Consider the following 24488-nt stretch of genomic DNA (forward strand, 5'->3'; position numbering starts at 1 on the left):
CGAGATACCAGAAAAGGAGAAGGCTGCTAGCTGCCGCCCTTGTCGGTCGCAGCCAGTTTTTGCGTGGTCCGCTGACCTTTTTCGAGTGGCACATCGGCGTGGGAGAAGCCGATGCCGATAAGGAAGGAGACCACACCGGTGATCGTCTTGAACTCGCGGATCTTGATGTCGTTATAGGTCGTCCGGGTGCGAGCTGTAACCAAGAGCTTCTCAACGCCCTCGTCAGACACAACGCGCATGATCCAGACCCCATAGTAGCTGGGGCCCTTCTTGTGTGCCGACTCCTGGCAGAGGAGTTCAGCGCTGTAACCACTTTCCACGAGTTCGCGGAAACGTGCCTCCGTAACCACATTTGGTGCTTCTATGTCCCAGTCCATGGCCCGGCTCACGCTCTCTACAAAGGCGCAACCCCCGGCATTCCTACTTGAAGCCTAGAGTTACGATAGTATATTATTGACTGCAAGATATATTGCAGTAGATACGGCTGTATCTCGCCTACACAGACACTAGGCCTGCCGCCATACGTGTATCAAGGAAACTAGAGCTTTGAGAACCCGACTGTTGAACGTCAAACTTTCGACGAAAGCGCTTATCTTCGTAGCTTTTTGTCCTGGAGCAGGTACTGCGGCCACCTGCAGTGCTCCGGTTCGCCCTTATCTTCCAAATGATTCGCAAGCAGCGCGCGACTACGCCGACATAATTCAACGGGACTTCGAAACCTATATCGCAGACATTCAGGGGTATTTTCGCTGCCTCGAATTGGAGCGAGCTCGTGCATTTGAGGAGGCACGGGAAGTAAGTCAGGAGTACGGAAAGTTCTTGAGAGATCTAGGCGAAGATTGAGCTCAATCGTTGTTCGATCTCTTGGTGGTAAGTGGGTGTCGCTCAATGTCCGTGCCGGCCCTGTAAAACCACAAAGTTGACGTGTCGCCCGTATCCCACAAGTATTCGATTCCGACCGTGCGTCCTGTCAGCCTGCAGACCAATCGGCAGACAGCTTCAGCTTCAAGTGACGTATTGTCAAACGAGCGCATCATTTTCTCCCGGCTATTCAAGATCTGCATGCCTTGCTGGACCCTCAAAATCCCGCTAAGAGGGAGTCTAGCGATAGGTTTCTCCCTAAGCGCGAAATAAACGATCAAGGCGAATCCGAGCTCGATAAGCTACTGAAATAGAGAGCTAAAATTTTCCCCCAGTAGCCTGTTTTACTGAAAGCTGTTTCGCGAAAACCTAAACGAAGGTCCGGAGATGGTTCACATCGACGAGAATTTCGTGACGAGGCCGGTCGGCAGTGCCCTTGATTTCAAGGAGCTTTTTCAGGCGGCAATATCTGCCCGCGCAGGTCTTTCTCCAGCGAAACCAGGTGAAACAAGTCTTGAATGGACACCAAGTATGTTGGCGGATGCGATCTTGGAGGCAGATCCAGAAGGTCGCGGAGTGGATGTGCGGACGGTGCAGAATTGGTTTCAAGACAATGATAGGGGGATCAGCTCCGAGAACATTGCTTGTCTGGCCCGCGTTTTTGGCAAGGGCGATCCGGACGCGGTTGCAGCATGGAGAACAGAGCTCAGAACGGCCAACAAGCGACTGGCTTCGAAGCGCAGAGCGCGCCGCAGTAGCCACGACATCTCGGTGACAAGCGAGGATCCTAACGGCATCAATTCCACGTTAGGGGAGATCGATCAGTCGCAGGGCCGACGAGGAAGCTTCGCAGAATTTTCAGAAAGAATGTTTACAAACACAGAAGGCTTTGGCGTCGCGATTGTCGTCTGGGCCGGTTTCTTCCTTTTGTGCTTAATGTCGTTTGTCTTCGACAACCATGATGTAACCTACGCCGCGCGACCTGACCTAATCAAACAAGTCGGTTTTTTCTGGTCTCTCAGTTGGCCGGTGGAATGTCTTTTGCTATATCCCTCATCGTTCTTGCTCATTGCGAACCTTGTGGCTTTCTGGAAACGGGAGTGCCGAGCCAACAAACATGATGAAGAACAGATTTCCAACTGGAACGAACTAATCATCAGCTTGCGATTGCCTTTTTGGATCGTGGCCTTCGTGTCGTTCGGCTTGGTGTTTTTGGTTCAGTGGAGCGGCGTTTACCTGCGCGGCCTTACACAAAGCGACATGCCAGGCCTTATCGATTGGGTGCTCGTCGCCCAGGTTCGCCCTGACGTCGTTTCGTTTTGGGAAGCGCTGGTCGCCTCCTTTTTTGCATTCTCATACTCTGGTCTGATCTATTGGTTCTATTTTACAGGACTTCTTTTATTGTTTGCTGTCTGCCACGATTTCCACAAGAGAACCACGGCATCTGATCCGGCACTTAGCTACGGTTCTTCGGAATTCATTGGTGAGAAACTCCAGAGGGGCATCTTCCGCTGCACTGTCATTGGCATTTTGGCCGCCACAGCCATCCAACTCAACGCGATCTATTTGAAGTCTGACGGCTCAACCAGCGTGGGCTGGCTGATCAACGACTTTACTGGAGCACTGGATTGGCATTCTGCAGACTGGGCACTACTAGATCAGTCTTCGGTATCCTCGCTAACCAGTTCGATACTGCTGCTTTTTCATGTGGCTTTGTACGGTATTTGCACAACGAAAGTTCGGTCAGCTGTGCGTGCATCGCACATGCGAAACCTTGGAGCAGAACGCTTGGTCGGCAACGAGAGTGGCGAGCGTAGGCGAGCACATCATAACACGTCGCTCGCACAGCTTTGCGTCTTGGGAGTTTTGTGTTTCAACTTTGCCTTGCTCGGCCGGTTTGTAGGTTTCACGCTCTTTTTATGCGCATCACTACTCATCGCCATCGTGGCCATCTGCTGGCCCGATAAACACCCTGAGTTTCAACCTAGTGTGGAGAATTAGGTGTTCATTCGGTGGATTTCATGAGCAATAGGCAGGGCATTGCGTTCGTTATCCTGTCTATGGCTGCGTTCACGCTTGAGGACATGTTCATTAAGTTGTTGTCGAGCAATATACCCGTTGGTCAATTGCTCTGCATGTTTGGGCTTGGAACAGCGTCACTATTTGCCGGCATTATGTGGTTCAGAGGAATTCGGATTGATGAACCGGGCGCCTGGGAAAAAGTACCTCTTGCGCGAACGCTCTGCGAGGCTGGAGCGGCTTCAACATTTTACTTGGCCCTTTCAAAGGTTGACCTGACCCTTGTGGCAGCCGTTTATCAAGCTGTCCCACTTGTGATCGTACTCGGGGCATTTCTGTTTCTCCAGGAGCAGGTCGGCTGGCGAAGATGGTTCGCAGTGCTAATCGGATTGGCTGGAGTAATGCTCATAACGCGTCCTGGCCTCGCGGAGTTCGATCCGAATTCACTTTGGGCCGTTGTATCTATGCTGTTTGTAGCGGGCAGGGATTTGGTTACTCGGAAAGTGCAGAAACGCCTTTCTTCAATCCTGATATCGTTTCAAGGCTTCCTTGTACTTATTCCTACAGGAATACTTTGGCACTATGGGACGGGGGAGGCTTTGGTCCCAGTTTCCCGATATCATCTAGTCTTAACACTTGGGGGCGTAGTGTTTGGCGCCATCGGTTACTACTGCATCGTTCATGGTATGCGCTTAGGAGAAGCGTCAGTGGTTGCACCCTTCCGATACAGCCGCATCCTGTTCGCAATCTTGGTTGGCGCCATTGTCTTTGGTGAGCGCGTTGATGCGCCTACGCTATTAGGTATCGGGCTCATCGTTTCGGCGGGGCTGTACGCGTTCGAGAGAGAGGCCAGGAAAGGAACTCGGGCGCGGATTTGATCGACTGGTGTACTTGCACCGGGCCCCAGTCTGAGCGTCCAACTAGTAGTTAATCTGCTCGAAGCCGTAGTTGCCATCATAGTCTTGCCAATCGACAAATACCGACCGATTATAAAGGCTTGGGCAATTCGAACCCCAACCTTCAAGTCCAACATGTGCATCGGGTAGGGCAGTTGGTTTAGAAATTGCCCAAGCAAACTCACCCTGCGTACCGTAGGTACCCAAATAGACCAGAGCATCGCGCCTGCATTGCTCGTTTTCTCCGACTTTTCTCTGGGATGCGTATCGCACGTCGAACACTCGAATGGAGCGCACAAAATTAAACTCAGGTCCGCTGATATCGATGTCCGCGCGATCGGCTGTGAGACGCAGGATCAGAACCTTCTGCAAAAGGTCCGTCTGTGCTTTGCATGAGTGCCGAATAGCGTCTGATGATTTTGTGTCGAAGCTGCGCTCTAGCTCCGGCAAAGACTGGCTTTGCCGAAAGTCGCCCTCAGGGAACAAGACGTCGATGACGCGCTCCGCTCCGCTGGACTGACGGTCGGTCTCATGGGATGCACCCATTGGACAGCGCCAGATTTGCAGCGGCGGCTCGACCGGCCAAGGTGTAATCCGTCGGATAAATTCGGCGCGTGCCAGAGAACAAGGCGCCGACGCCGGCCAGCCACCGGAAAGACAAAGGAGGATCGCGCAGTCAATTGGATACGTTTGCGCGCGCGTTTTGGTGGGCAGCCAAAGACTGGTCAATGCTAAGGCGATTGCGAAAGGGGGCAGGATCTTCCGGAAAGGTTTGTGCATGCTGGGAACCTCGACAAGTCCCAATCAGCATATATACGAAAATATACTTATGCAACGCAAAGTATAAAGTCGCATAATGTATCTTATGTTAATTTCAGAGATGCAAGTTAGATTATTTTTACCTGCGTGCCGACTTTGGCTAAATCAAACAATTCCACGATATGTTCGTTATAAAGACCAATGCATCCGCTGGAGGACCTCCTGCCAATTTTTCGTGTGTCTTGGGTGCCATGGATTCTATAATATTGCCAACTAAGACGCAGCGCCCTGATACCTAGCGGATTCTCTGGCCCTGGCGCCACATATTTTGGTAAGGTTGGGTCGCGCTCAAGCATTGAAGGTGTTGGTCGCCAATCGGGCGCAGGATCCTTGTAGACTACGCGAGTATACCCGCGGCGTGTGAGCTCTTCGCTCATGGGTACGCTCGTTGGATAAAGTTTGTAAATGCTTTCGTCTTCAGACCAGAACTGCAGCGCTCTGGAAACCGTATCGCACAATATCGCTCCGTTCTGAAGATTGTCGAAGTGATCTTGCCACTCGTCTATCGAAAATGAAGAGATATTCCGTTTAACTGTATCCGGCTCTGCATTGTTCTGAGACAAGCCGGGGCCGGCCGAAATTGATAATCCAGCTCCCATGATCGAACGCAAAGCCATTCTTCTATTGAGGAATCGTACCATTTCTTAAGCGTTCCTTTGCCGCTTCCATAAGACAGTTTTGCATGCTCTAGTTGCTTTAGGTTCAACTCAAGAAAACGTGAGTTTGAGCACGAAAAAAGCCGGATAGGCCGCCTCCAAACCCATATTTTTGGGAGTATACTTGCTCGCACGGTACGCTTTAGCCATGCCAGATGCCGCCACCGAGATCGCCAGGCTGTACGCCGCGCTTGCCGCTTCGGAGCCCCGCGCCGAGGCTGCCGGGAGCGAGCTGGCGTAGATCTGGGCCGTGGTCTCGACCTCGAAAGCGATGATCAAGCATCTGAAGCTGGACTCGCCAAACTCAGGAGAGAGCAATTTGGCCACAGCTCGGAACGCCGAGCCCGGCTGATCGACCAGTTGGAGCTGCAGCTCGAAGAGCTCGAGGCGGCCACCACCGAAGACGAGATTGAAGCCCTGAATGTGGCGAAGACCTCGACCGTCGACGGCCTCGAACGCCGACGCCCGACGCGCAAGCATTCACTGAACCATCTACCGCGCGAGCGCATGGTCATCGAAGCGCCTACCACCTGCTCCTTCTGCGGGTCGGACCGCATCGTGAAATTGGGCGAAGGCATCACCGAGACGCTTGAGGTCATCCCCCGGCAATGGAAGGTGGCCCGGACCGTCCGCGAGAAGATCAATCAGCTACCCGCCCCATTCCATCCGACGCCATGGGTATGGGCTGAGCCGAACCTGCCGGCGATGGTTCTGTTCGAGAAGTTCCGACCGCACCAACCGCTCATCCGCTAGGCCGAGCGCTACGCCTGGCAGGGTGTAGATCTCAGTCTATCGACCCTGGATGATAAGGTCGGGGCCTGTGCTGCCGCGCTCGAGCCGATCCACGCCCTGATCCGGACCCATTCTCTGGCGCCCGAGCGCCTGCACGGCGACGCCACCACGATCTCCCTCAGTCCCTTCACCTGCCTGCCCCCGGCGCTTTCTGTTCGGAGCATCAGGCCTGTGTCCCGGGTCAGCGCCAATTCCGAATATATGAGGTTCGGAATTGGCCCTGACCCTTACGTCCGGGGAAAATTCAAACGGCGGTTTTGGGCAAATTACGTCCGGCGGTTACAGAGATGCGCCGGTTGAAGGCACTTGAGCACGAAAACACCCGCCTGAAGAAGATCGTGACGGACCTGACACTGGATCGAAAAAGCTTCAGGATGTCATTGGCCGAAAGCTTTGCAGCCTCGCTGTTTACGCGAGGTTGTTACCGGGATGTACGTAGTTTGAAGTGTGTCGATCCGGAAGTCTGAAGGGGCCATCTGCTTTGACACGTGCCCGGCGAACGGATTTGGATGCCGTCGAGAGGCGGATCAAGGGTCTCACAGAGACGCGGGAGAGTCGGGTCTGAGGTCACAAGAACCGGCACAATTCGTTTTTGACCCGCGTGCCAACTTCGGCGGAAACTAAGAAATCCGTCCCAGTTACGTGCGTTTCGGTGACTCTTAATCTACTCTGCTTCTGCGACGTTGCCGTGGCCATAAAGGGCGGCGTTTTTATGTGCGCGATCCACATGCTCGAACTCCAGGCTAGAATGACGAATGCCAAAATCACCTCTCAGAAGGCTTTTGAGTGTGGCCTTGACATTTTCTGTCTTGCTCCATCCATCTGCCGTCAAAACGATGTGACAATCGAGTGCCACTTCGTGCTCTTGCATCTGCCATAAATGAACATGGTGCACGTCCTCGACACCTTCCGCACTCCGCAAAGCCTCGAGGACAGCGTTGTTGTCGATGCTGGGTGGGCTACCGAGCATCAATGTCCGGATAGGTTCGCCTATCTCGATAATAGCCAGATAGAGGATATAAAAAGCGATGCCGATGGTGATCGCCGGATCGACCCATCGCATGTCGTAAATAATGATTAAAGAGCCGCCAATGACTACCGCTACAGAAGCCAAGGCGTCGGACAGGTTGTGCAAAAAGAGCGCACGAATGTTCACGCTGCCCTTTTGCATCGAATAGGTGAGCAGCGCTGTCAAAGTGTCGACCACCAGTGCCACACCACCCAGAACTACCACTGTCCAGCCTTGGACTTCTGTGGGATCAATCAAACGTATGCCACCTTCATAGATGAGATACAATCCAATCAAGATAAGGGTTGTATAGTTGATTAAAGCCGCGACGATCTCGACTCTTCCGTAGCCGAATGTCATGCGATCGTCTGCGGGCCGACGAGCAATCTTTCGCGCGGCGAAGGCAATAACCAACGATGCCATGTCTGAGAAATTGTGCAGCGCATCCGCAATCAACGCGAGGCTTCCGGATAGTATCCCGCCGATAATCTGCGCGAATGTCAGAAGGCCATTAGCCCAGATGGCAATAAATACGCGTCGGTCGCCTGTTGCTGGGTCAGTTTGCGCGTGGCCGTGATCATGCGGCACGGTCTGCCTCCTCGTGACTGTGATTTCGTCGACTGGACTGGGAGTCTCTTGGTAGTTTTCCGCTCCGAATCGCACGTACTCGCGCGTTCATCCAGTGCCGTATGAAGCGGCGAAAGAGCCAGTTGCGCAAAAAACCGAAGTCTTGACGATACTCTGAGAAAAACTCGTCTGGCTCATCGAACGTGCCTAGATCACGGACAATACCATTGTCCTGGATGTAAGTGTCGGTACCGTTCCAACCGATAGGCGGTGCACTCAGGCATTCCGTCGCAACACCGAAACCGCATAGCGCCTCCTCATCGCCGAATTTCCGTTGAAGCGTTTGCAAAAAAGAAGTGTCTAGAATGAAACCCTCAAGATTTACCCAACCCTCAACTGTTTCGACCTCGACCCAAGAATGTAAAATTTCAGAAGGTGCGAGCGGGTAGACAAGTTCTGGCACGATGCCCCTCTGAAGTGCCTTGTGAATGGTAAACCCATGAAGCCTGCAACGTATGCCGACACTGCGAAGCAAAGCCATGAGGAGTGTACCCTTGGTGTTGCACTGACCGTAGCCATCCTCCAGCACCTCGGAGGCTTGAATGTCGTCAGAACGGTTATAACCAAAGGCAATTTCGTCCCTGACGAAGTTGTAGGCAGCGCCAATGCGATCATGTTCTGCAAGAGCTTTCCAGTGGCGGCCGTTGGTCAACTGCCGAATTGAAGTTGCGTCATAATTCAGCAATCGCGTTTTTTTTAGATAAGGCTCGACCTTCGTCATAGAATCTCTCCAAGACTAACATGTCGGGAATAATAGTTGCTACAGTGGCTATAGCTTCAACCCCAAACCTATGCGCACCTCGTGGATCGCATCCGCACGCGGCATCCCTTTTCCGACAAGAACGTCAACCTGCCGCAACAGCTGAACTATTTCGTCGGGCTTGTGTCACTTGTTTGCCATTCTCTGTCCTCCGTTTCCTAAACATAACGGTGGACCAATTTAGAGGGGGAGGTTCAGGACCGTTCGACTTTTTCAACTATTGATGCTGGCCTGTGCAGCTGCAAAGTCTTCCACTTCTCGGCCCCACACAAGGGCTGGACAGTATACCCCCCTGCAGGCCTTTTTCGCGTCAGCCGCATGCTAAATAACGGTCAACAGGTCGCGGAGCAGTTCTTCCAGATGCCGTGGGTGTCAGCGGTTCCTGCACCAGCAGATCGAGCGTCAAATAGCTCCTCGCCGAACACCATCTTTGCTAGCTGCCATCCAACTAGCGTGTTGCACGCGCTCAGTAAAATTTTCAAGTGTCGAACCCCCAAGTAGCACTCAAGCGCACGTCGTAAAACAACCTAAAATTCAGGCCAAAATCGTTAGCGGATGGGCTTTTGCGGCGGGAATATCAAGCGCCAATTTCTTGGTGATCGGTTAAGCACTCGGAATGGTCTCGAAGCACCTCCAGCACGCGACAATCCGACATTTGCCCGCCGCTGCATTCGCGCACCATTCTTTTTAATTCAGTACGAAGAGCCTCTAGACGGGCTAATCTTTGCTCGACTTGCTTTAGCTGCCGGCGGGCGATTGCATCGGCTTCCGCGCAGGACTTTTCCGGATGATCGCTGAGATCGAGGAGTTCACGGATCGCGTCCAGAGAAAATCCTAGTTGCCGTGCGTGCCGGACGAAAGATAGACGGTCGAGTTCGTCGAGGCCATAGCGCCGTTGGCCGCCTTGGGACCTGCCGGGTTCAGGCATAAGGCCGATCTGCTCGTAGTATCTGATGGTCTGCACTTTCGTTCCAGTCTTCTTCGCGAGCGTCCCTATTGTCAGCATTGCAGGTTCCCCATGTTACCTACAGTCAGTGTAGATTTACGCGGCGCGTATCGCAAGCTCCAACTGGGTCTCGCAGACCGGTGAGTGACCAATCGAGAAGTGCCAATGATGCTTGCACCTACAGCGGCTAGAGGATGTACGCATGTTAGATATCAAGAATCGGAACTCAAGGAGTAGCGCTAGATTTTCAAGTCTTCAGAGTTTATTTTGGGGTCTTGGCGCGTGGTGAGGATCCGGAACAGGATCAATTTTTGCAAGGCACTAGCCAATAACTGCGGCATCATGGGACGCGGGCCAAATCTGTATTCGAAAGAACTGCTGTTTTGCACGAAGCCCGAACAGGCATCGCTGTTGACCAGTCGGTTGGACAATTGGCTATGCTCCCTGCTTGACAGGTTGAAGGCATCGCAAGGCGTCAGGACATTGCACAGTGCGTCATCTTGCCCAGACAGAACGCTTAGATAAAGAGGTCAGAGAATGCGTATAGCCTTGGCTTGGTATCGCGGGTTGCTTGTGAGTTTTGCAATCTTTCTGGTTTTAGTGGCAAGTCCTGTTCGCGCCTTGGAGTCCAATGCGTATCGGTCCGAAGCACTGACGGCGCGCTTGATCGTCGCGGAAGCGGGAATCGCCCCGGGATCGCTGTTTCTTTCGGCGGGTTTGAAGATTGAATTGGAGGAAGGATGGAAAGCGTACTGGCGGTCACCCGGCGAGGTTGGCCTGCCGCCGGAGATCGACTGGGAAGGGTCCACAAACCTTGAATCCGTCGACATGCTTTGGCCCGCACCCACGCGTTTTCGCGCCTTCGGAATTGAAAACTTTGGCTACGGCAAGAAAGTTACATTTCCGTTACAATTGCAGCTTATGGATTCTGATAGGTCAGCCGAGCTGAAGGCAATCGTCAATCTGCTGATCTGCTCCAATGTGTGCGTCCCGGAAAGGTTTGAACTGACTCTCCCTGTTCCATTGGGATCCGGCGTCGACGCTAGAGCCGCGACCGAAATCGCGACATGGGCCGCTCGCGTACCTGTCGTAGGAACAGAAAGCGCAATAGCGATCTCGGGCGCAGCGCTGAAGCAGGGTCAATCTTTGGTTATTCACATGACGCGGCCTTCTGGCTGGAACAATCCCGATATTTTTCCGGAGTCTGATGCAGGCTCTGCATTCGGTGCGCCCGATATCCGCCTTACAAATGATCGTACCGGTCTTTGGGCAAGTATTCCGATTCTCGCGTTAAGCGAGGAACAATCCTCCCTTCGAATTACTGTCGTGGACGACGATGTCGCGGTTACATTCGATGATGTGAACACCACCGACATTGTACCTGCTCCACCTTACGCATCCGAAACCGGCCAAGATAGGGGTCAGTTTTTCCCGATTCTCTTGCTGTCCTTCCTGGGAGGGTTGATAGTGAACGTAATGCCATGCGTCTTGCCAGTTCTATCGATCAAATTCGGATCGGCGCTTCGAATGAAGAATCGCTCCGTTTCACAATTGCGCGCGGGGTTTGTCGCTACGGCTGGGGGAACTGTTGCTTTCATGTGGGTACTGGCCTTTGCGGTCATAGCGCTGCAGATGCTCGGATATGCCGTTGGATGGGGTATGCAATTTCAGAATGCATATTTCTTGACAGCACTCATTCTCGTTGTCGGACTCTTCGCGACTAATTTGTTTGGAGTTTTTGAAATTTCTTTGCCCAGCAGTTGGATGGCGAGGCTATCTGGCCGCTTTGGGCGGGGGTATGCCGAAGACTTCTCCACCGGCGCTCTGGCTGCGATACTTGCAACGCCTTGTTCCGCCCCGTTGCTGGGGACAGCCATTGCCTTCGCGCTTTCCGGCACGACAGGCGATATACTTGCGGTTTTCACAGCGATGGGGATTGGGCTTGCACTGCCATATATTCTGGTTGCCGCTTGGCCTGGTTTTCTGTCCCGACTGCCCAAACCGGGACCTTGGATGATAAGCTTGAAAATTGTTCTCGGATTGCTGCTTGCCGGAACCGTTGCATGGCTATGCTGGGTCTTGATTGGTGTGACGTCGCCAACCCTCACAGGCTTGGTGCTGCTGGGTCTTGGGTTCATCGTACTGGCTACGAGAGCCTATCAGGCCCAGCCCAATAACGGTTTGCTGTGGGGAATGACTGCGGTTTTGGGCATGACGTTGGCGGCCCCTGCACTGCTGCCAAAAGGCTCCGATGATGTAACAGACTCGATCAATTCTTACTGGGTCGAGTTCGACCGGTCCCGGATCGCGCGTGAAGTGTCGCAAGGCAAAACCGTATTCGTGGACGTTACTGCGGATTGGTGCATCACTTGTAAAGCAAACAAAACCCTGGTCCTAGATCGTGAACCAGTTTTGGGAGCACTTGGCGAGGAAGCGGTGATTGCGATGCGCGCGGATTGGACGCGACCGGACGCGAGAATCCAATCCTATCTCGAGACACACGGCAGATACGCAATTCCGTTCAACATCGTCTACGGTCCAGATGCGCCTGAAGGTATCATTCTATCTGAATTGCTATCCGTGGATGCGGTTCTCGAAGCGCTGTCGGCTGCCGATCTCAGCGCTGTCCGAAAACGATGAAATAGTGCCGTTGCATCGCTCAAGAGAGGCAGAACCTGCAATGGTTCAGTTTCAGGTGAAGGGAAGCTGTTATGTATCTGAGAATTCGCAGCCTCAATTTATTTTTTGATCCGATCCAATCGGGCCGTGGCGGCGGCACGCGTCGGGTCGGTTTCCGGAAGGCTTTCGGCCAAGCTGCGCGCTTTGCCGGCGGCGTTCTGGGCAGCATCAAAGTCACCCAACACACTGTACGCCTCCGCTAGCCGAAGCCATCCTTCAAGATTGGCTGGGTCATTCAACAATCGCGCCGCCAAGCGGTCAACCATGGAGCGGACAAAAGTGCTGCGCTCCTCGACTGACATATCTTGGGCGGCCTCGATATCGACCGCACGGGGGCCCCGTGCGTCCTGTGGATCCGGAATTAAATCAGCTAGAGTGACAGGGGTCTCTCCGACCTGTTCCCCCAATCGGTTGGCGACAGACAGAAAAAGTTCCATCCACGGATAGGCGCGATCCGCTCTCTTGAGACGCTCGATCAAAAGCGCCCTCGCTTCCTCTGGAACCCCGTCCTGTTCGAGGATCCGGGCCCTATAGAAAATTGGGCCTGGATCATCAGGGTCCATCTCTGATGCACGTTCGATCACGCTTTCCGCTTGCGGCGTCACGATCCCGTTCTCGGCTGCGATCAAGGCCTCGGCAAATAGCAGTAGGGTTGAGATATCTACATTGTCGCGAACTGTGACGCGTTCGAATGCATCGGCGGCATCATCGTAACGAGCTGTACGCATATAGGTCTGACCGAGCAGAACCCAACCATCACTTGGTCCACCCGACGGGTCAGCTTCAAGCCGGGTTTTTAATCTCTGGGTTAACTCTGAGAGGTTTGCGGCTTTCTGGATTTCAGATGCGCGAGACGCCAGAGGCTGGCTTTCGATCTTTGGCGAGCCGATTTGAGAATACAAAGCAAAGGCTACCAATGGCGTAGCAATGGCGGACGCGAAGATGATGCTTCGCCCACTTGCGCGCGACGACTCACGTGTCGCAAGCCGACCGGCAGCCAGAATGCGGCGTTTGATTTCAACCCTGGCCGCGTCCCCCTCGGTAACGGATATCAGATTCCGCTCTTGATCAATATCAATTTCGGAAAGCTGATCCTTGAGGATAACCAACGCTCCATCCTTTCTATTCAGGACTTCACCCGTTCGATAGAGACAGGACAAGAACAGGAGGGCGGTGATGGATGCCATCGCGCCTAACACCAACCAAATCATGGGCCTCTCCGTCCTTCATTCTCCTTAAAAATGGCCTCGAACTCACGCTCTTCATCGGGGCTCAGTGGATCAGCAGTGCCATCAAGAACCGCCCTGCTTCGGCGCCTGATTGTGACAAAGACAACGCTAATCCCAACGGCAAGAAGAACCGCAGGTCCGAACCACAACAAATATGTGGCGGGTTTCAGTCGCGGCTTGAAAAGGACGAAGTCACCGTAGCGATCTACGAAAAACGCAATGATCTCGTCATCTGTTTCACCTGCAATCAGACGTTCGCGCAGCAAGGTGCGCATCGTTCGGGCAACACCAGCATTCGAGCTATCGATATCCTGATTTTGGCAGACAACGCAGCGTAACTGCTTTGAAAGCTCCCGGGCGCGCGACTCAAGCACCGGATCATCCAGCAACTCATCTGGCTCCACAGCCCAGGCCGCGGTTGTCGCGGCAAGCACCAGTACGAGTAAATAGAGCCAACCCTTCATGATTGACCACCTGCTGCGGCCAACGCAGCACGAATTTCATCCTGTGCCTCTGGCGTCACAATGGGACCAACATAGCGATAGACTACGATCCCCGTTCCATCGATCACGAAAGTCTCCGGTACGCCGGAGATACCCCACTCAATCCCGACGCGGCCTTCGCTGTCTGATCCGATCCTCTCATAGGGGTTGCCAAGCTCCTCCAGCCAATTGGCTGCATCTGCTGATTTGTCCATGTAGTTGATCCCCATCAGCCGAACACCGTCCTGTTCGACAAGCCTTGTGAGCACCACATGCTCAGCACGACAGGGCACGCACCATGAAGCGAATACATTGACCAAAACCGGCTCGCCAACGCTACGAAGGGCTGCGGACGACAGTCCGGGTGTCTGAGTACCCTCTACCGGTGGGAGTTCAAAATCCGGAACTGGTTCGGAGACCAAAGCGGAAGGGATTGCGTTAGGATCACGGTCTGGGTTGAGCCCCCAGAACAAAAATCCACCCAAGACTACTGCGATCAGCGCTGGCAGCGCGAGAATGATTTTCTTCATCGTATCATTCCGCCGGTTGAAGCGCTGACGACCGGCTCTTTGGCGACGGCGCACCCACCCGCAATCTCCGGTCCGATAGCGAGAGGGACCCGCCAAGCACCAGCATCGTCGCTCCGATCCATATCCAATTAACCAGTGGTTCGTAGAGGATGCGCAAATTCCACTGGCCCGACGCCGTTTCGGCCGCAGGTTCACTGATGGTGACGTAGAGATCACCGCTTAGCGTTGATCGGATTGCAGATTCGGTTGTGGACGTCCCCGCAACTGGATAGCTTCTGCGCTCCGGACGAAGAAGCGTAATCTCCCGTCCATCTTTCAAGACGCGAAGCTGGCCTTGTTGTGCGATGTAGTTTGGACCACGGAACCGTTCGACGCCGTCGAATATTACCTCAAAACCTGCGATGTCCACGGTCGACCCCGGTTCTGCGAAAAGAACACGTTCTTCCTTCCAGGCTGTTGAACCTACGAATCCAAGCACAAGCATTGCAACGCCGAGATGCGCGAGCGTCATACCGTGCGCGGAGCGCGGCAGGTTCCGCGCGCGACGCAGCGACTGAGAAAGCGGTAGATCAAAGAGCTTGATACGCAGCGCCCATTCGCGCAAAGTCGCAAAAAAAACCCAGGCTGCAATCCCTATTGAGACCACAGCGAGCAGGGGCCCGTTTGTCTGAAGGTACCAAACGATCCCCGCGACACCAATCGCGATACCAAAAATCAAACGCAGCCGTTGCCAGATACCGGGAAGATCGGCCCGTTTCCAAGACAGGAATGGGCCAACTCCCATTATTATGACGAGCGGCAGCATGAAAGGGATAAAAGTCGCGTTGAAATACGGTGGTCCTACAGAGATCTTTTCTTCAGTCACCGCTTCCACAAACAATGGATAGAGTGTTCCAAAAAGGACGGTCGCCGTTGCGGTCGCGAGCAGAAGATTATTGAGCAAAAGCCCAGCCTCGCGGCTGATTGGCCGAAAGACGCCAACCGATCCAAGCTGAGGCGCGCGCCATGCGTAAAGTGTCAGTGAGCCGACAATTGTCACACCAAGAAGGCCGAGAATGTACACGCCGCGCGCTGGGTCGACCGCGAACGCGTGAACGGATGTCAAAATGCCGGATCTGACGATAAATGTCCCAAGAAGTGACAGAGAAAAGGTCAGGATGGCTAAAAGAATGGTCCAGCTTTTGAACGTATCCCGCTTTTCCGTGACAATAGCCGAGTGCAGGAGTGCCGTGCCGAGAAGCCAAGGCATGAAGGATGCGTTTTCAACCGGGTCCCAAAACCACCAGCCGCCCCAGCCAAGTTCGTAATACGCCCACCAAGAGCCGAGTGCGATCCCCGCAGTGAGGCTGATCCAGGCCGTCAGAGTCCATGGCCGCACCCAACGCGCCCATGCGGGATCCACCCGGCCCTCTATCAGAGCCGCGACCGCGAAGGAGAAGACGATCGAGAAGCCGACATACCCAAAATACAAGAGCGGGGGGTGCATCGCCAACCCGATGTCCTGCAGAAGCGGGTTAAGATCCGTGCCATCCAGAGGCGGCGGGAAAACCCGCTCGAACGGATTGGATGTAAAGAGCATGAAGCTCAGGAAACCGACACTAATCCAGGCTTGAACCGATAACGTTCGCGCTTTGAGACCAACCGGAATGTTTCTGCCCAGCAGCGCGACCCCAGCCCCGAAAAGTACGAGAATAAGGGTCCAGAGAAGCAGGGACCCTTCGTGGCTGCCCCAAGTGCCCGCAACCTTGAAGATCATCGGCTTTAGCGAGTGGGAATTTTCCACTACGTTTTGAACAGTGAAATCACTGACAACAAATGAGCGCATGAGTGCGCCAAACGCAATTGCAACCAATGTCACCTGAATCGCGGCTGTCGTCTTCGCACTTTCCATCCAAAGCACGCGCCCCGTGTTCGCCCCTACAATTGGCAGGACACTTTGAACAATTGCGACTGCAAGCGCCAAGACTAGCGCAAACTGTCCAATCTCAGGCGTCATGTTGCATGTTCCCGACGAGCGCTCTCGGATCACGGAGAACGACTTCTCCACTATGGCATTGGTCAACGAGATTTCTTATCATTTCGATCTACTTCGGCCAGTCGAGAACGGTTTCGCGAATTATTGACATCGACCCAACCGGAAACTTTCTGTGTCCAAGTCGCGATTGGAGCCACTGTGTTGATTCGACTTCATCGTAGTTCCTGAAGCAGCTGTAGGTTCAAACGTTTTAATTTTTGCTTTGGCTCTCAGATCCGCTGATTGCTATCTTTTAATATTTAAAACGCTTTGCACGGACCTTGGCATCGTGGATGCTTGCAGATCGTCACCAGCGTGACGTCGATCGCGAACCTAACCAATACGACAAATGACAATCTGGGCAGTCATTCAAAACGGATGGCAACTTCCCATTCACAGTCGCGTGACGTGCCGTCTCAGAAGGATAAAAGAGCTTGAACCTACAGCTGCTGCAGGATGTACGAGAAAGAAAAAATCGGAGCAGAAATTGTGCAAAGCTGCGTGGTGCTTTCAGGTCTTCAGAAGATATTGTGGATGCTGGCGGGTGCGGCATCGTTCGCCTTTATCGGGTTTTTGTTATCGGCTGACTACCGTGCCGCCAGCTGGCGAGATGTAAGTGAACCGCCGTTTTTTGCGGAGTTCGAACTAACAGGGCACAATGGAATGGTTTTTACAGAAGAGGACTTCGAAGGCCAGTGGATGCTGGTTTTCTTCGGCTTCACAAATTGTCCTGACATCTGTCCAACGACGCTCTCAGAGGTCGCAGCGGTGATGGAGGGTTTGGGAGATGACGCGTCAAAAGTCCAACCAATCTTCATCACGATAGATCCCCAACGAGACAACCCGACCGCACTGGCGCAGTATGTGCCAAAGTTCGACGCGGGCATCATCGGGCTCACAGGCACACCGGAACAGATCGATGAGACATCCGAAACCTTTCCAATCTTCTACGAGCGGATCGAGGAAGCTGCAGCATCAGACGGCTATACAATGGGGCATACATCACATCTTTTCCTTTTCGACACGCAAGCAGGCTTCGCAAAATCTTGGCCCTATGGCACCCCCGCTCAAGATATCCTCGCCGACCTAAGAGAGAGGCTCTGATTTTATGACCCGACTTTCCGGAGAGACTGCTCTCGGCCTGGCTTGGTTCATCGCGCTAAACGCATCTCTCGCCGTACTCTTCATCGGGGAGGTGCTGGGGCAGACTCCTTGCTTACTCTGCTGGGTTCAACGCACTTTCATGTTCCCCTTGGCCATAATTCTCGGGCTTGGGCTGTGGTGGCAGGACCGGCGCGTCGGTCGCTACGCGATCGCGCTGGCTATCGGTGGCGCCGCCATAGCACTTTGGCACCTCGGCCTCTATTTCGGGCTGATTCCCGAACGCATCCAGCCCTGCACTGCGAGCGGCCCATCCTGTACCGACGACAATCAATTGTTCTTCGGCATTCCTATCCCACTGATGGCGCTCGTCGCCTTCGCGATGATCGGTCTGCTGTCGGCTGTCTCACTGAAGGAAACACAAAAATGAAACGACGCGGCCTCATCCTGTCCGTTCTCGCTCTCGGTGCCGCCGGTTTCGGCGGTGCCGCATGGTACGCAACCCGCCCCGAGGCGATTGCCGAGGCCGCCCCCGTCGACCCGCAATTGGCCGATGGGCTGATCCGGCCCTATTCCCCGATCCTCGGCCCCGAGACGGCGCCTGTCACGATTGTCGAGTTTTTCGATCCAGCTTGCGAGGCGTGCCGCGCATTCTATCCCGTGGTCAAGGATATCATGGCTGGGCACGGTAATGCGGTACGTGTCGTAATTAGATACACTGCCTTTCACGGGGACGCTTCGGTGGAAGCGATCCGTGTTCTTGAAGCTGCGCGGATGCAGGACGTGTTCGAACCGGTGCTCGAAGCGGTCTTGCAAGAGCAGCCCCGATGGGCGTCCCATGGTGCGCCGGAGCCGGGTTTGCTCCTTGAGATTGCCGCAAGCGGAGGTCTGGATGTCGAAGCTGCCCAGACGCAGATGCTGGCCCCCGATGTTGTAGCGGTGCTGAACCAAGACCGTGCCGATGTCAAAACGTTTGGCGTGCGACAAACGCCCACGTTTTACGTAAATGCCAAACCGCTAGACCCGTTCGGTGAGGCGGAACTACGGCGGCTGGTGGCGACGGAAGTTGCGGCCAGCCAAAGTTGATACGCGGTCAGATGCAGGAGAAATTGTCGTGAAAAAACTTCCACACATCAAGGGATTGGCCTTTCTCTTGCTGCTCACGGGCCTGTCGGCCCCGGGATTTGCCGGCTCGGAGGATGTCGTCGTCGAGAGCGCGTGGTCCCGCGCCTCGATCGGCACGAGCCGTCCGGGGGCTGCCTACATGACCGTGCGCAACAGGGGTGACGACGCCGTTACGCTGACCAAAATTGCGACACCGCTGGCAATGATGCCCCAGATCCATGAGACGAAAACCGACTCCGCTGGCCTCAGTTCCATGGCGCCTGCAGGCGAGATCACGATTGAGCCCGGCCAAAGCGTGGCATTGGAGCCGGGCGGGCTGCACGCCATGCTCATGAAGCTGCAAGAGCCGATGGCCGAAGGCGAGACTTTCCCGCTGACACTGACCTTCTCGGATGGCGGCAAGGTGACGGTCGAGGTCCCAATCCTCGGGATCGCCGCGCGTGGACCAGAGGGCTGATGCAACGTCGGCAGCTCCTTCTATACGGCGCAGCCGGTGCCGGCGTCCTTGGCATGACGCTCTTCGTGGGCTGGTGGCGGGTGGACGGGCTTGGTGCGCCTGAACCAAAAGGGCAGCGGCCCCTGCCCCTATCGGCGATGGAGTTTCGGCTGACCGACCACGAGGGAAATGAGGTAGGGCCTGGCACCCTGATCGGTCGTCCGACAATGGTATTCTTCGGGTTCACCTACTGCCCGGACATCTGCCCGACGACCCTATCGGATATTTCCGGCTGGCTTGAGGAACTGGGCGACGAAGCATCAGAGATGAACGTTGTCTTCATCACGGTCGATCCGGAGCGGGACACGGTTGAGGCCATGGCCGAATATGTCGGCTATTTTCATCCGGTCATTCGTGGCTGGACGGGGCCGGAAGACCAGATTGCCCGCGCCACAGAAGGGTTTCGTGCCTCATTTGAGCGCGTCCCGACTGAGGGCGGCGGCTATACGATGAACCATACGGCAAGCGTATTCCTGTTCGATGCCGAGGGTGAGCTCGTCACGATGATCGACTATCACGAACCAAGAGAATTCGCGGTGCCAAAGATCCGGCGCGCACTGACAGAAAACGTAGAGGGGGCAAAATGAAGATAGGAACTGTCTTGGCGGCCGTGGCGGTCGCAGGCGCGATTTCGGTTGCCGGCATCGCCATCTCTGGCGTTCTGTCCAAAGAACCGGTGCCCCCTTCGATTGCTGAAGCGACCCTCTGGACTCCCGATCCGCTCACGCCGCCCCGGATTGCCGAAATCAATTCGGTCCGCCCCACACTCGCCCAGGCGGATATCGCATTCGAGTTCAGACCCGTGCCCCTCCTGACCGTTTCCCCCACAGATACCTCCTTGCCATCTATCGAGCCCTCGCTGGTCACCTGGTCGCGCGAGATTGCGTCGGGCGAGACGCTTGATGCGGTCCTCTCCGATGCGGGGCTGGATGCTTCGGATCGCGCCGAAATCGCCTTGGCGATTGGCGCGGAATACGATTTGCGCCGTCTGCGTCCGGGTCACATCGTTACCGTGGTTTCCACAACGGACGACAACCCGCGTCGTGTAGAACTCGCCGTCGAAGACGGTGTCCGGATAGAGGCGGTCTTCGGCGAACTGCTTGCCGCTCGCGTGTTGGAGCCGGACCCCGAATTGGTGACTTTCGCCGGCAAGGCGGTGATCGAGAGCTCGATTTTCGCTGCCCTGGACACGGCAGACATCCCCGCCCGTTTTGCGGTGGACCTGGCGCAGATGCTGGGCGGCACCGTGGATTTCCGTCGTGATCTCGCGGGTGGCGAGACGATGCGCCTCCTTTGGCGCGAGGCCCGAGACGGGAACAAGAGGATTGGTCAGCCTGAGCTTGCCTTCGCTGAGCTGGATCTTGGTGGATCGGTCTACGAGATCGTCTGGCCGGACGACGGCAGCGGTCAAGCGACGATCTATGTCGACGGAGAAGTGCTGCGCGTGTTTGCGCAACCGGTGGAAGGAGCGCGGCTGAGTTCCGTCTTTGGCCGTCGCACACACCCAGTCTATGGGAATGTGCGCATGCACACCGGCGTCGACTTTGCCGCGGCAAGCGGTACGCCGGTAAAAGCAACGGCGCCCGGACGCGTGAGCTTTATCGGACGTCGTGGTGGATATGGCCGGGTGGTGGAGATAGCGCATGGATCCGACACCTTGACACGATACGCACATCTCAGCGAGGTGCCGGACACACTCGAACAAGGGCAGCGAGTGATGGCCGGAGATTTGATCGGCCGCGTCGGTGCAACTGGCACCGCAACCGGCCCAAATCTGCATTATGAGGTTCTGGTCGACGGTCGCCCGACCGATCCTCTCTCTGACGACCGACTAGCAGAGGCGGCCGAGCGTGAAGCGGACGACACGGCCGCGCTTGAGCGACTGAGTGAGGCGCGTTCACTTCTGGCTGAGAGGCTCGCCAGCGAATTTGCCGAAACGACAACCGAAAGGCTTTGATCCATGAAACGATTGGCTCCCGCCCTTGCAGTCACGCTGGCCTTGTTTCCCGCGGGGCAAGCTGTCGCCGTTGCGATCCAGATTGACGTCCGAAAGACAAACGGCTGCGGCTGTTGTCACTCCTGGATGAAGCATCTGGAGGAAAGCGGATTCGCGCCGACAGGCGAGGACATGTTCGGGGGATCTCTTGTGCGCTTCAAACTCGACAATGGCGTGCCTCAGCGCATGGTGTCCTGCCATACGGCTTTGGTCGACGCCTACGTGATCGAAGGTCATGTGCCGGCATCAGACATTCAGCGTTTTCTGGATGAGCGTCCTGATGCAGTGGGGCTGGCGTTGCCGGGAATGCCCTATGGCTCGCCGGGCATGGGACCGGAAGACGATCGTGAGGCTTATGACGTCTTCCTGATCCGCGGCGATGGATCGACCGAGATCTTTAGCAGCTATTCGGCCGCTGACTGACGTATCGCCGAGACTTCAGCGCTTGGAACCTTTCTCTCCAATTACCCTTGGCTTTCTTGGAAGCCTGGCCGCCGGATCGCTGACTGCGGTCGGGGCGGTCCCAGTTCTTTTTGGGCGCATCCCGTCCCGGGCTACGCGCGATCTGCTGCTTGGCTTCGCAGCGGGTGTCATGCTCGCTGCTTCGTTTTTTTCGCTGATCATTCCAGCTCTCGACGCAGCCGAAGGACAGTTCGACAACGGTGCTCTCCCGGCGGCCATCGTTTGCGTTGCGATTCTGCTTGGCATGGGCGCCGTTGCTCTGATGAACGAACGGCTGCCGCATGAGCATTTCAAGTCGGGGCGGGAAGGCCCAGACGCCGCATCGCTGCGCCGCGTCTGGCTTTTCATCATCGCGATCACGATCCACAATTTTCCCGAAGGGCTTGCCGTCGGCGTCGGGTTCGGGGCTGACGGTTTGTCGGGCGGGTTGCCACTTGCTATCGGTATTGGATTACAGAATGCCCCCGAAGGTCTGGCGGTGGCGGTTTCGTTGCTCGGCGAGGGATATTCCAGGTTTCGCGCCTGGGGCATCGCCGCTCTGACCGGTCTCGTCGAGCCTTTCGGTGGGCTTCTCGGCGCGGGCATTATCAGTCTTTCGCAACCGCTGCTGCCTTGGGGTCTCGCCTTCGCAGCAGGTGCGATGCTCTACGTCATCAGCCACGAGATCATTCCGGAAACCCACCGGTCCGGCCATCAGAACAGGGCGACGCTCGGCCTCGCGGTTGGTCTTGTCATCATGTTGTTCCTCGACGTCTGGCTGGGATAAGCGTATGAGAACTTGCCTCTTCGTCGGTCTGCTTGCTGCTCTAATCGCCTTTCTTGTCGATCAGGCAACGAAGGCAATCGTTGTTTCCAATGCGACTGTACTTAGTTCCGGTGTATCGGTCTTTCCCGGCTTCAATCTCATCTACCTGCGCAATGACGGGGTGACCTTCGGGCTTCTCGGCGGTGCGCCATGGTGGAGCCTTGTCGTATTGGCGCTTGGCATCTGCGTCTGGTTGGCGGCCATGCTGATCCGTTCCAGCAGCCGGGTCGAGGCCATTGCCTATGGTGCGATCATCGGCGGTGCTCTTGGCAATATTCTGGACCGCCTGCGCTTTCGTGCAGTGACGGATTTCTTCGATTTCTACATCGGGACGGCGCATTGGCCTGCCTTCAACATGGCCGATATTTTTGTGGTTGGCGGCGTGGTGCTGCTCAGTGCGCCGTGGGTTGGCGCTCGACTTCAGACCGATTCATGAAGCCAGGTTTGCCGCAGTTCGTTAGTGAGGACCCAAACCTCTTCCCGCGCACAGGTCTTGCCCTTGTTGCCGGCGGATTGACGGTTTTGACCCTTCCGCCGTTTTCTTGGCTCATCGCGGTCCCTGTCTCCTTCTCCGTGCTCTTTATTGTTCTCCGGAACATCTCAACCTCGCGCGCTTTCCTTGTCGGTTGGGCTTTCGGACTGGGCCAATTCGGGATTGGAATTTCCTGGATCGCCGAGAGCTTTTACGTCGATGCCGAACGTTTCGGCGCACTGGCGATCCCAGCAGTAGTGGGACTGTCCGCCGGGCTAGCGATTTTCCCGGCCAGCGCAGCTATGCTTTTTGCCGCCATAATGCAGCATCGAGTTCTCCATGGTATTAAGGCGGGCCTTTTGCTTGCGACCTGCTGGATGGCCACGGAATGGCTGCGGGGTCATGTTCTGACAGGATTTCCGTGGAACCTTGCTGCATATGCTTTGGTCGATCACGCCGCGCTGCGACAGCCAGCGGCCTGGGTTGGAAGCTACGGCATGAGCTTTCTCACGGTCTTCATCGGCACCTTGCCAAGTGTTTTGATTGCGGTAGCGCCAAAGAGACGTCTGTCCGTTTTCGCGCTCTTTTCCGTTGCGATGACGGGTCTCTGGGGTGGCGGTACACTTTGGTCAAGTCAAGACGTTCCGCCGACAGACATTACATTGCGCATTGTTCAAGGCAATGTGCCGCAAGTCGAGAAGTGGGCACCGGGCAGCCGCAAGCGAACCTTGGAAAAATACCTGAGATTGTCTGTGCGACCCGGCCGTTTCGATCTGCTGCTTTGGCCGGAAACGGCTTTCCCCGGTTTTCTGGACGAGGACGCCATTGCGCGCACGCAAATATCTGCGGCTTTGCCAGACGGCAGGGTCCTTTTGACAGGTGCGCCGGACCGCGTAGAGGGAGATGGGGCAACCAGATATTTCAACACTGTACAAGCCTATGACGGCAGCGGTGAGATTCTGGCGGGATATGCAAAACATCATCTCGTTCCGTTCGGGGAATATGTGCCCCTGAAAGGCTTGCTGCCCTTTGAGCGGCTGACAGAAGGGTTAGGCGATTTTACGCCAGGACCAGGGCCACGCACACTGGCGATCCCTGGGGCACCTCTGGTCGGGGTGGCGATCTGTTACGAGATCATTTTTCCGGGCCAGGTGGTCGATGAGCTTCTCCGTCCTGACTGGATATTCAACGGTACAAATGATGCATGGTTCGGAACCAGCATTGGACCTGAGCAACACCTCGCTTCCGCGCGCATGCGCGCGGTCGAGGAAGGGCTTCCCGTGGTCCGCGCGGCCAACACTGGGATATCCGCGATTATCGATGCCAGCGGAGAGATCGTCGCCCGTCTCGACATCGGGCAAACTGGTGTCATAGATGCCAGGCTTCCGGCAGCGCATGCGCCCACGCCTTACGCACGTTTCGGTGATTGGACGTCGCTAGCGCTCATCTGTGCGGCCTGGGGCATAGCCTTTGCCGTCGGATTCACATGTCAACGTTTCAATCGCGAAAATACAAGATCGGAGGAATTGTGATGCTGGTGCTCGCGGGATTTGTCGGAGGTACGATTTGGGGTGGCTATCTGGCGCGGCGACGGAAAGGGGACCGCCTGGATATGCTTCAATATGCGACAAGCTCCGGCATTGTCTTCGGCTTGCTCGCCTATTTCGCCTCGTTGATCTTCTTGCGCATCATATCCTGAAACTAGTTTTGTA

Annotated in this window: 26 protein-coding genes and 1 pseudogene; 16 read left to right on the forward strand and 11 right to left on the reverse strand. The window is 55.4% G+C overall.

Annotated features, from left to right (window positions below):
* Nucleotides 1-26: 26 nt before the first annotated feature.
* Nucleotides 27-377, reverse strand: coding sequence for a hypothetical protein (locus FIU89_RS21150; protein ID WP_152477296.1), 351 nt, complete (start codon nt 375-377; stop codon nt 27-29).
* Nucleotides 378-561: 184 nt separating this feature from the next.
* On the opposite strand from FIU89_RS21150, the gene FIU89_RS21155 reads away from it, so the two are divergent.
* From FIU89_RS21155 to FIU89_RS21165, 3 genes are all read left to right on the forward strand, one after another.
* Nucleotides 562-843 (forward strand): hypothetical protein, encoded by a 282-nt coding sequence (locus FIU89_RS21155; protein WP_254701908.1) that lies wholly within the window; start codon nt 562-564, stop codon nt 841-843.
* A gap of 405 nt (nt 844-1248) precedes the next feature.
* Nucleotides 1249-2862, forward strand: a complete 1614-nt coding sequence (locus FIU89_RS21160) for a hypothetical protein (RefSeq protein WP_152494669.1) — start codon at nt 1249-1251, stop codon at nt 2860-2862.
* A 20-nt stretch (nt 2863-2882) separates the two neighbouring features.
* On the forward strand, nt 2883-3758 hold the full coding sequence (locus FIU89_RS21165; protein WP_152494680.1) for a DMT family transporter: 876 nt from the start codon (nt 2883-2885) through the stop codon (nt 3756-3758).
* 42 nt (nt 3759-3800) lie between these two features.
* On the opposite strand, the gene FIU89_RS21170 is transcribed toward FIU89_RS21165, so the two are convergent.
* Nucleotides 3801-4556, reverse strand: a complete 756-nt coding sequence (locus tag FIU89_RS21170) for a hypothetical protein (protein WP_172978210.1) — start codon at nt 4554-4556, stop codon at nt 3801-3803.
* A gap of 107 nt (nt 4557-4663) precedes the next feature.
* Complete coding sequence (locus FIU89_RS21175) at nt 4664-5236, reverse strand: L,D-transpeptidase (protein WP_082631147.1); 573 nt, start codon at nt 5234-5236, stop codon at nt 4664-4666.
* A 163-nt stretch (nt 5237-5399) separates the two neighbouring features.
* Between FIU89_RS21175 and FIU89_RS21180 the strand changes: the two are divergent.
* Nucleotides 5400-6163, forward strand: a pseudogene (locus FIU89_RS21180) (transposase); the annotation flags it as partial.
* A gap of 544 nt (nt 6164-6707) precedes the next feature.
* Here the strand turns inward: FIU89_RS21180 and FIU89_RS21190 are convergent.
* The 4 genes from FIU89_RS21190 to FIU89_RS21205 form a co-directional block, all read right to left on the reverse strand.
* Complete coding sequence (locus FIU89_RS21190) at nt 6708-7640, reverse strand: cation diffusion facilitator family transporter (protein WP_057796594.1); 933 nt, start codon at nt 7638-7640, stop codon at nt 6708-6710.
* Nucleotides 7630-8400: a transglutaminase family protein gene (locus tag FIU89_RS21195; RefSeq protein ID WP_057796593.1), complete on the reverse strand. Its 771-nt coding sequence runs from the start codon at nt 8398-8400 to the stop codon at nt 7630-7632. Before FIU89_RS21195 ends, FIU89_RS21190 begins: the two co-directional genes overlap by 11 nt.
* A 616-nt stretch (nt 8401-9016) precedes the next feature.
* Nucleotides 9017-9445 (reverse strand): helix-turn-helix domain-containing protein, encoded by a 429-nt coding sequence (locus FIU89_RS21200; RefSeq protein WP_057796592.1) that lies wholly within the window; start codon nt 9443-9445, stop codon nt 9017-9019.
* Between the two features lie 179 nt (nt 9446-9624).
* The gene (locus FIU89_RS21205) at nt 9625-9816 is read right to left on the reverse strand and encodes a hypothetical protein (protein ID WP_144435627.1); all 192 of its coding nucleotides are present in this window, start codon (nt 9814-9816) and stop codon (nt 9625-9627) included.
* A gap of 106 nt (nt 9817-9922) precedes the next feature.
* Between FIU89_RS21205 and FIU89_RS21210 the strand changes: the two genes are divergently transcribed.
* Nucleotides 9923-12025 carry a protein-disulfide reductase DsbD gene (locus FIU89_RS21210; RefSeq protein ID WP_057796591.1) on the forward strand — a complete coding sequence of 701 codons (2103 nt, stop codon included), beginning with the start codon at nt 9923-9925 and terminating at the stop codon, nt 12023-12025.
* A gap of 98 nt (nt 12026-12123) precedes the next feature.
* Here the strand turns inward: FIU89_RS21210 and ccmI are convergent, their stop codons facing one another.
* The 4 genes from ccmI to FIU89_RS21230 are packed head-to-tail and all read right to left on the reverse strand — an operon-like array spanning nt 12124 to nt 16301.
* A complete protein-coding gene (gene ccmI, locus FIU89_RS21215; protein ID WP_057796590.1) occupies nt 12124-13275 on the reverse strand; it encodes a c-type cytochrome biogenesis protein CcmI in 1152 nt (383 codons plus the stop codon).
* Nucleotides 13272-13757, reverse strand: coding sequence for a cytochrome c-type biogenesis protein (locus tag FIU89_RS21220; protein WP_057796589.1), 486 nt, complete (start codon nt 13755-13757; stop codon nt 13272-13274). The genes ccmI and FIU89_RS21220 overlap by 4 nt, the downstream gene beginning before the upstream one ends.
* Nucleotides 13754-14305 (reverse strand): DsbE family thiol:disulfide interchange protein, encoded by a 552-nt coding sequence (locus FIU89_RS21225; RefSeq protein WP_057796588.1) that lies wholly within the window; start codon nt 14303-14305, stop codon nt 13754-13756. The genes FIU89_RS21220 and FIU89_RS21225 overlap by 4 nt, the downstream gene beginning before the upstream one ends.
* Before the next feature lie 4 nt (nt 14306-14309).
* Nucleotides 14310-16301, reverse strand: coding sequence for a heme lyase CcmF/NrfE family subunit (locus FIU89_RS21230; RefSeq protein WP_057796639.1), 1992 nt, complete (start codon nt 16299-16301; stop codon nt 14310-14312).
* Nucleotides 16302-16853: 552 nt separating this feature from the next.
* On the opposite strand from FIU89_RS21230, the gene FIU89_RS21235 reads away from it, so the two are divergent.
* From FIU89_RS21235 to FIU89_RS22400, 11 genes are read left to right on the forward strand one after another with little or no spacing between them, the layout of a single operon-like run.
* Nucleotides 16854-17423 (forward strand): SCO family protein, encoded by a 570-nt coding sequence (locus tag FIU89_RS21235; protein WP_172977597.1) that lies wholly within the window; start codon nt 16854-16856, stop codon nt 17421-17423.
* 4 nt (nt 17424-17427) lie between these two features.
* Complete coding sequence (locus tag FIU89_RS21240) at nt 17428-17850, forward strand: disulfide bond formation protein B (protein WP_057796587.1); 423 nt, start codon at nt 17428-17430, stop codon at nt 17848-17850.
* Nucleotides 17847-18506, forward strand: a complete 660-nt coding sequence (locus FIU89_RS21245) for a thioredoxin domain-containing protein (protein WP_057796586.1) — start codon at nt 17847-17849, stop codon at nt 18504-18506. Before FIU89_RS21240 ends, FIU89_RS21245 begins: the two co-directional genes overlap by 4 nt.
* 28 nt (nt 18507-18534) lie before the next feature.
* The gene (locus tag FIU89_RS21250; RefSeq protein WP_236544576.1) at nt 18535-19002 is read left to right on the forward strand and encodes a copper chaperone PCu(A)C; all 468 of its coding nucleotides are present in this window, start codon (nt 18535-18537) and stop codon (nt 19000-19002) included.
* On the forward strand, nt 19002-19628 hold the full coding sequence (locus FIU89_RS21255; protein WP_057796585.1) for an SCO family protein: 627 nt from the start codon (nt 19002-19004) through the stop codon (nt 19626-19628). The genes FIU89_RS21250 and FIU89_RS21255 overlap by 1 nt, the downstream gene beginning before the upstream one ends.
* Nucleotides 19625-20998 (forward strand): M23 family metallopeptidase, encoded by a 1374-nt coding sequence (locus tag FIU89_RS21260; protein WP_057796584.1) that lies wholly within the window; start codon nt 19625-19627, stop codon nt 20996-20998. Before FIU89_RS21255 ends, FIU89_RS21260 begins: the two co-directional genes overlap by 4 nt.
* 3 nt (nt 20999-21001) lie before the next feature.
* Nucleotides 21002-21460, forward strand: a complete 459-nt coding sequence (locus tag FIU89_RS21265; protein ID WP_057796583.1) for a DUF411 domain-containing protein — start codon at nt 21002-21004, stop codon at nt 21458-21460.
* Nucleotides 21461-21482: 22 nt separating this feature from the next.
* Nucleotides 21483-22265: a ZIP family metal transporter gene (locus FIU89_RS21270; RefSeq protein ID WP_057796582.1), complete on the forward strand. Its 783-nt coding sequence runs from the start codon at nt 21483-21485 to the stop codon at nt 22263-22265.
* A gap of 4 nt (nt 22266-22269) precedes the next feature.
* Nucleotides 22270-22740 (forward strand): signal peptidase II, encoded by a 471-nt coding sequence (lspA, locus tag FIU89_RS21275; RefSeq protein WP_057796581.1) that lies wholly within the window; start codon nt 22270-22272, stop codon nt 22738-22740.
* Nucleotides 22737-24308, forward strand: a complete 1572-nt coding sequence (lnt, locus tag FIU89_RS21280; RefSeq protein WP_057796580.1) for an apolipoprotein N-acyltransferase — start codon at nt 22737-22739, stop codon at nt 24306-24308. Before lspA ends, lnt begins: the two co-directional genes overlap by 4 nt.
* Nucleotides 24308-24475: a hypothetical protein gene (locus FIU89_RS22400; RefSeq protein ID WP_057796579.1), complete on the forward strand. Its 168-nt coding sequence runs from the start codon at nt 24308-24310 to the stop codon at nt 24473-24475. The genes lnt and FIU89_RS22400 overlap by 1 nt, the downstream gene beginning before the upstream one ends.
* Nucleotides 24476-24488 lie beyond the last annotated feature (13 nt).

Origin of the sequence: Roseovarius sp. THAF27 (genome assembly GCF_009363655.1) — a bacterium.
In the GTDB taxonomy this organism is placed as follows: domain Bacteria; phylum Pseudomonadota; class Alphaproteobacteria; order Rhodobacterales; family Rhodobacteraceae; genus Roseovarius.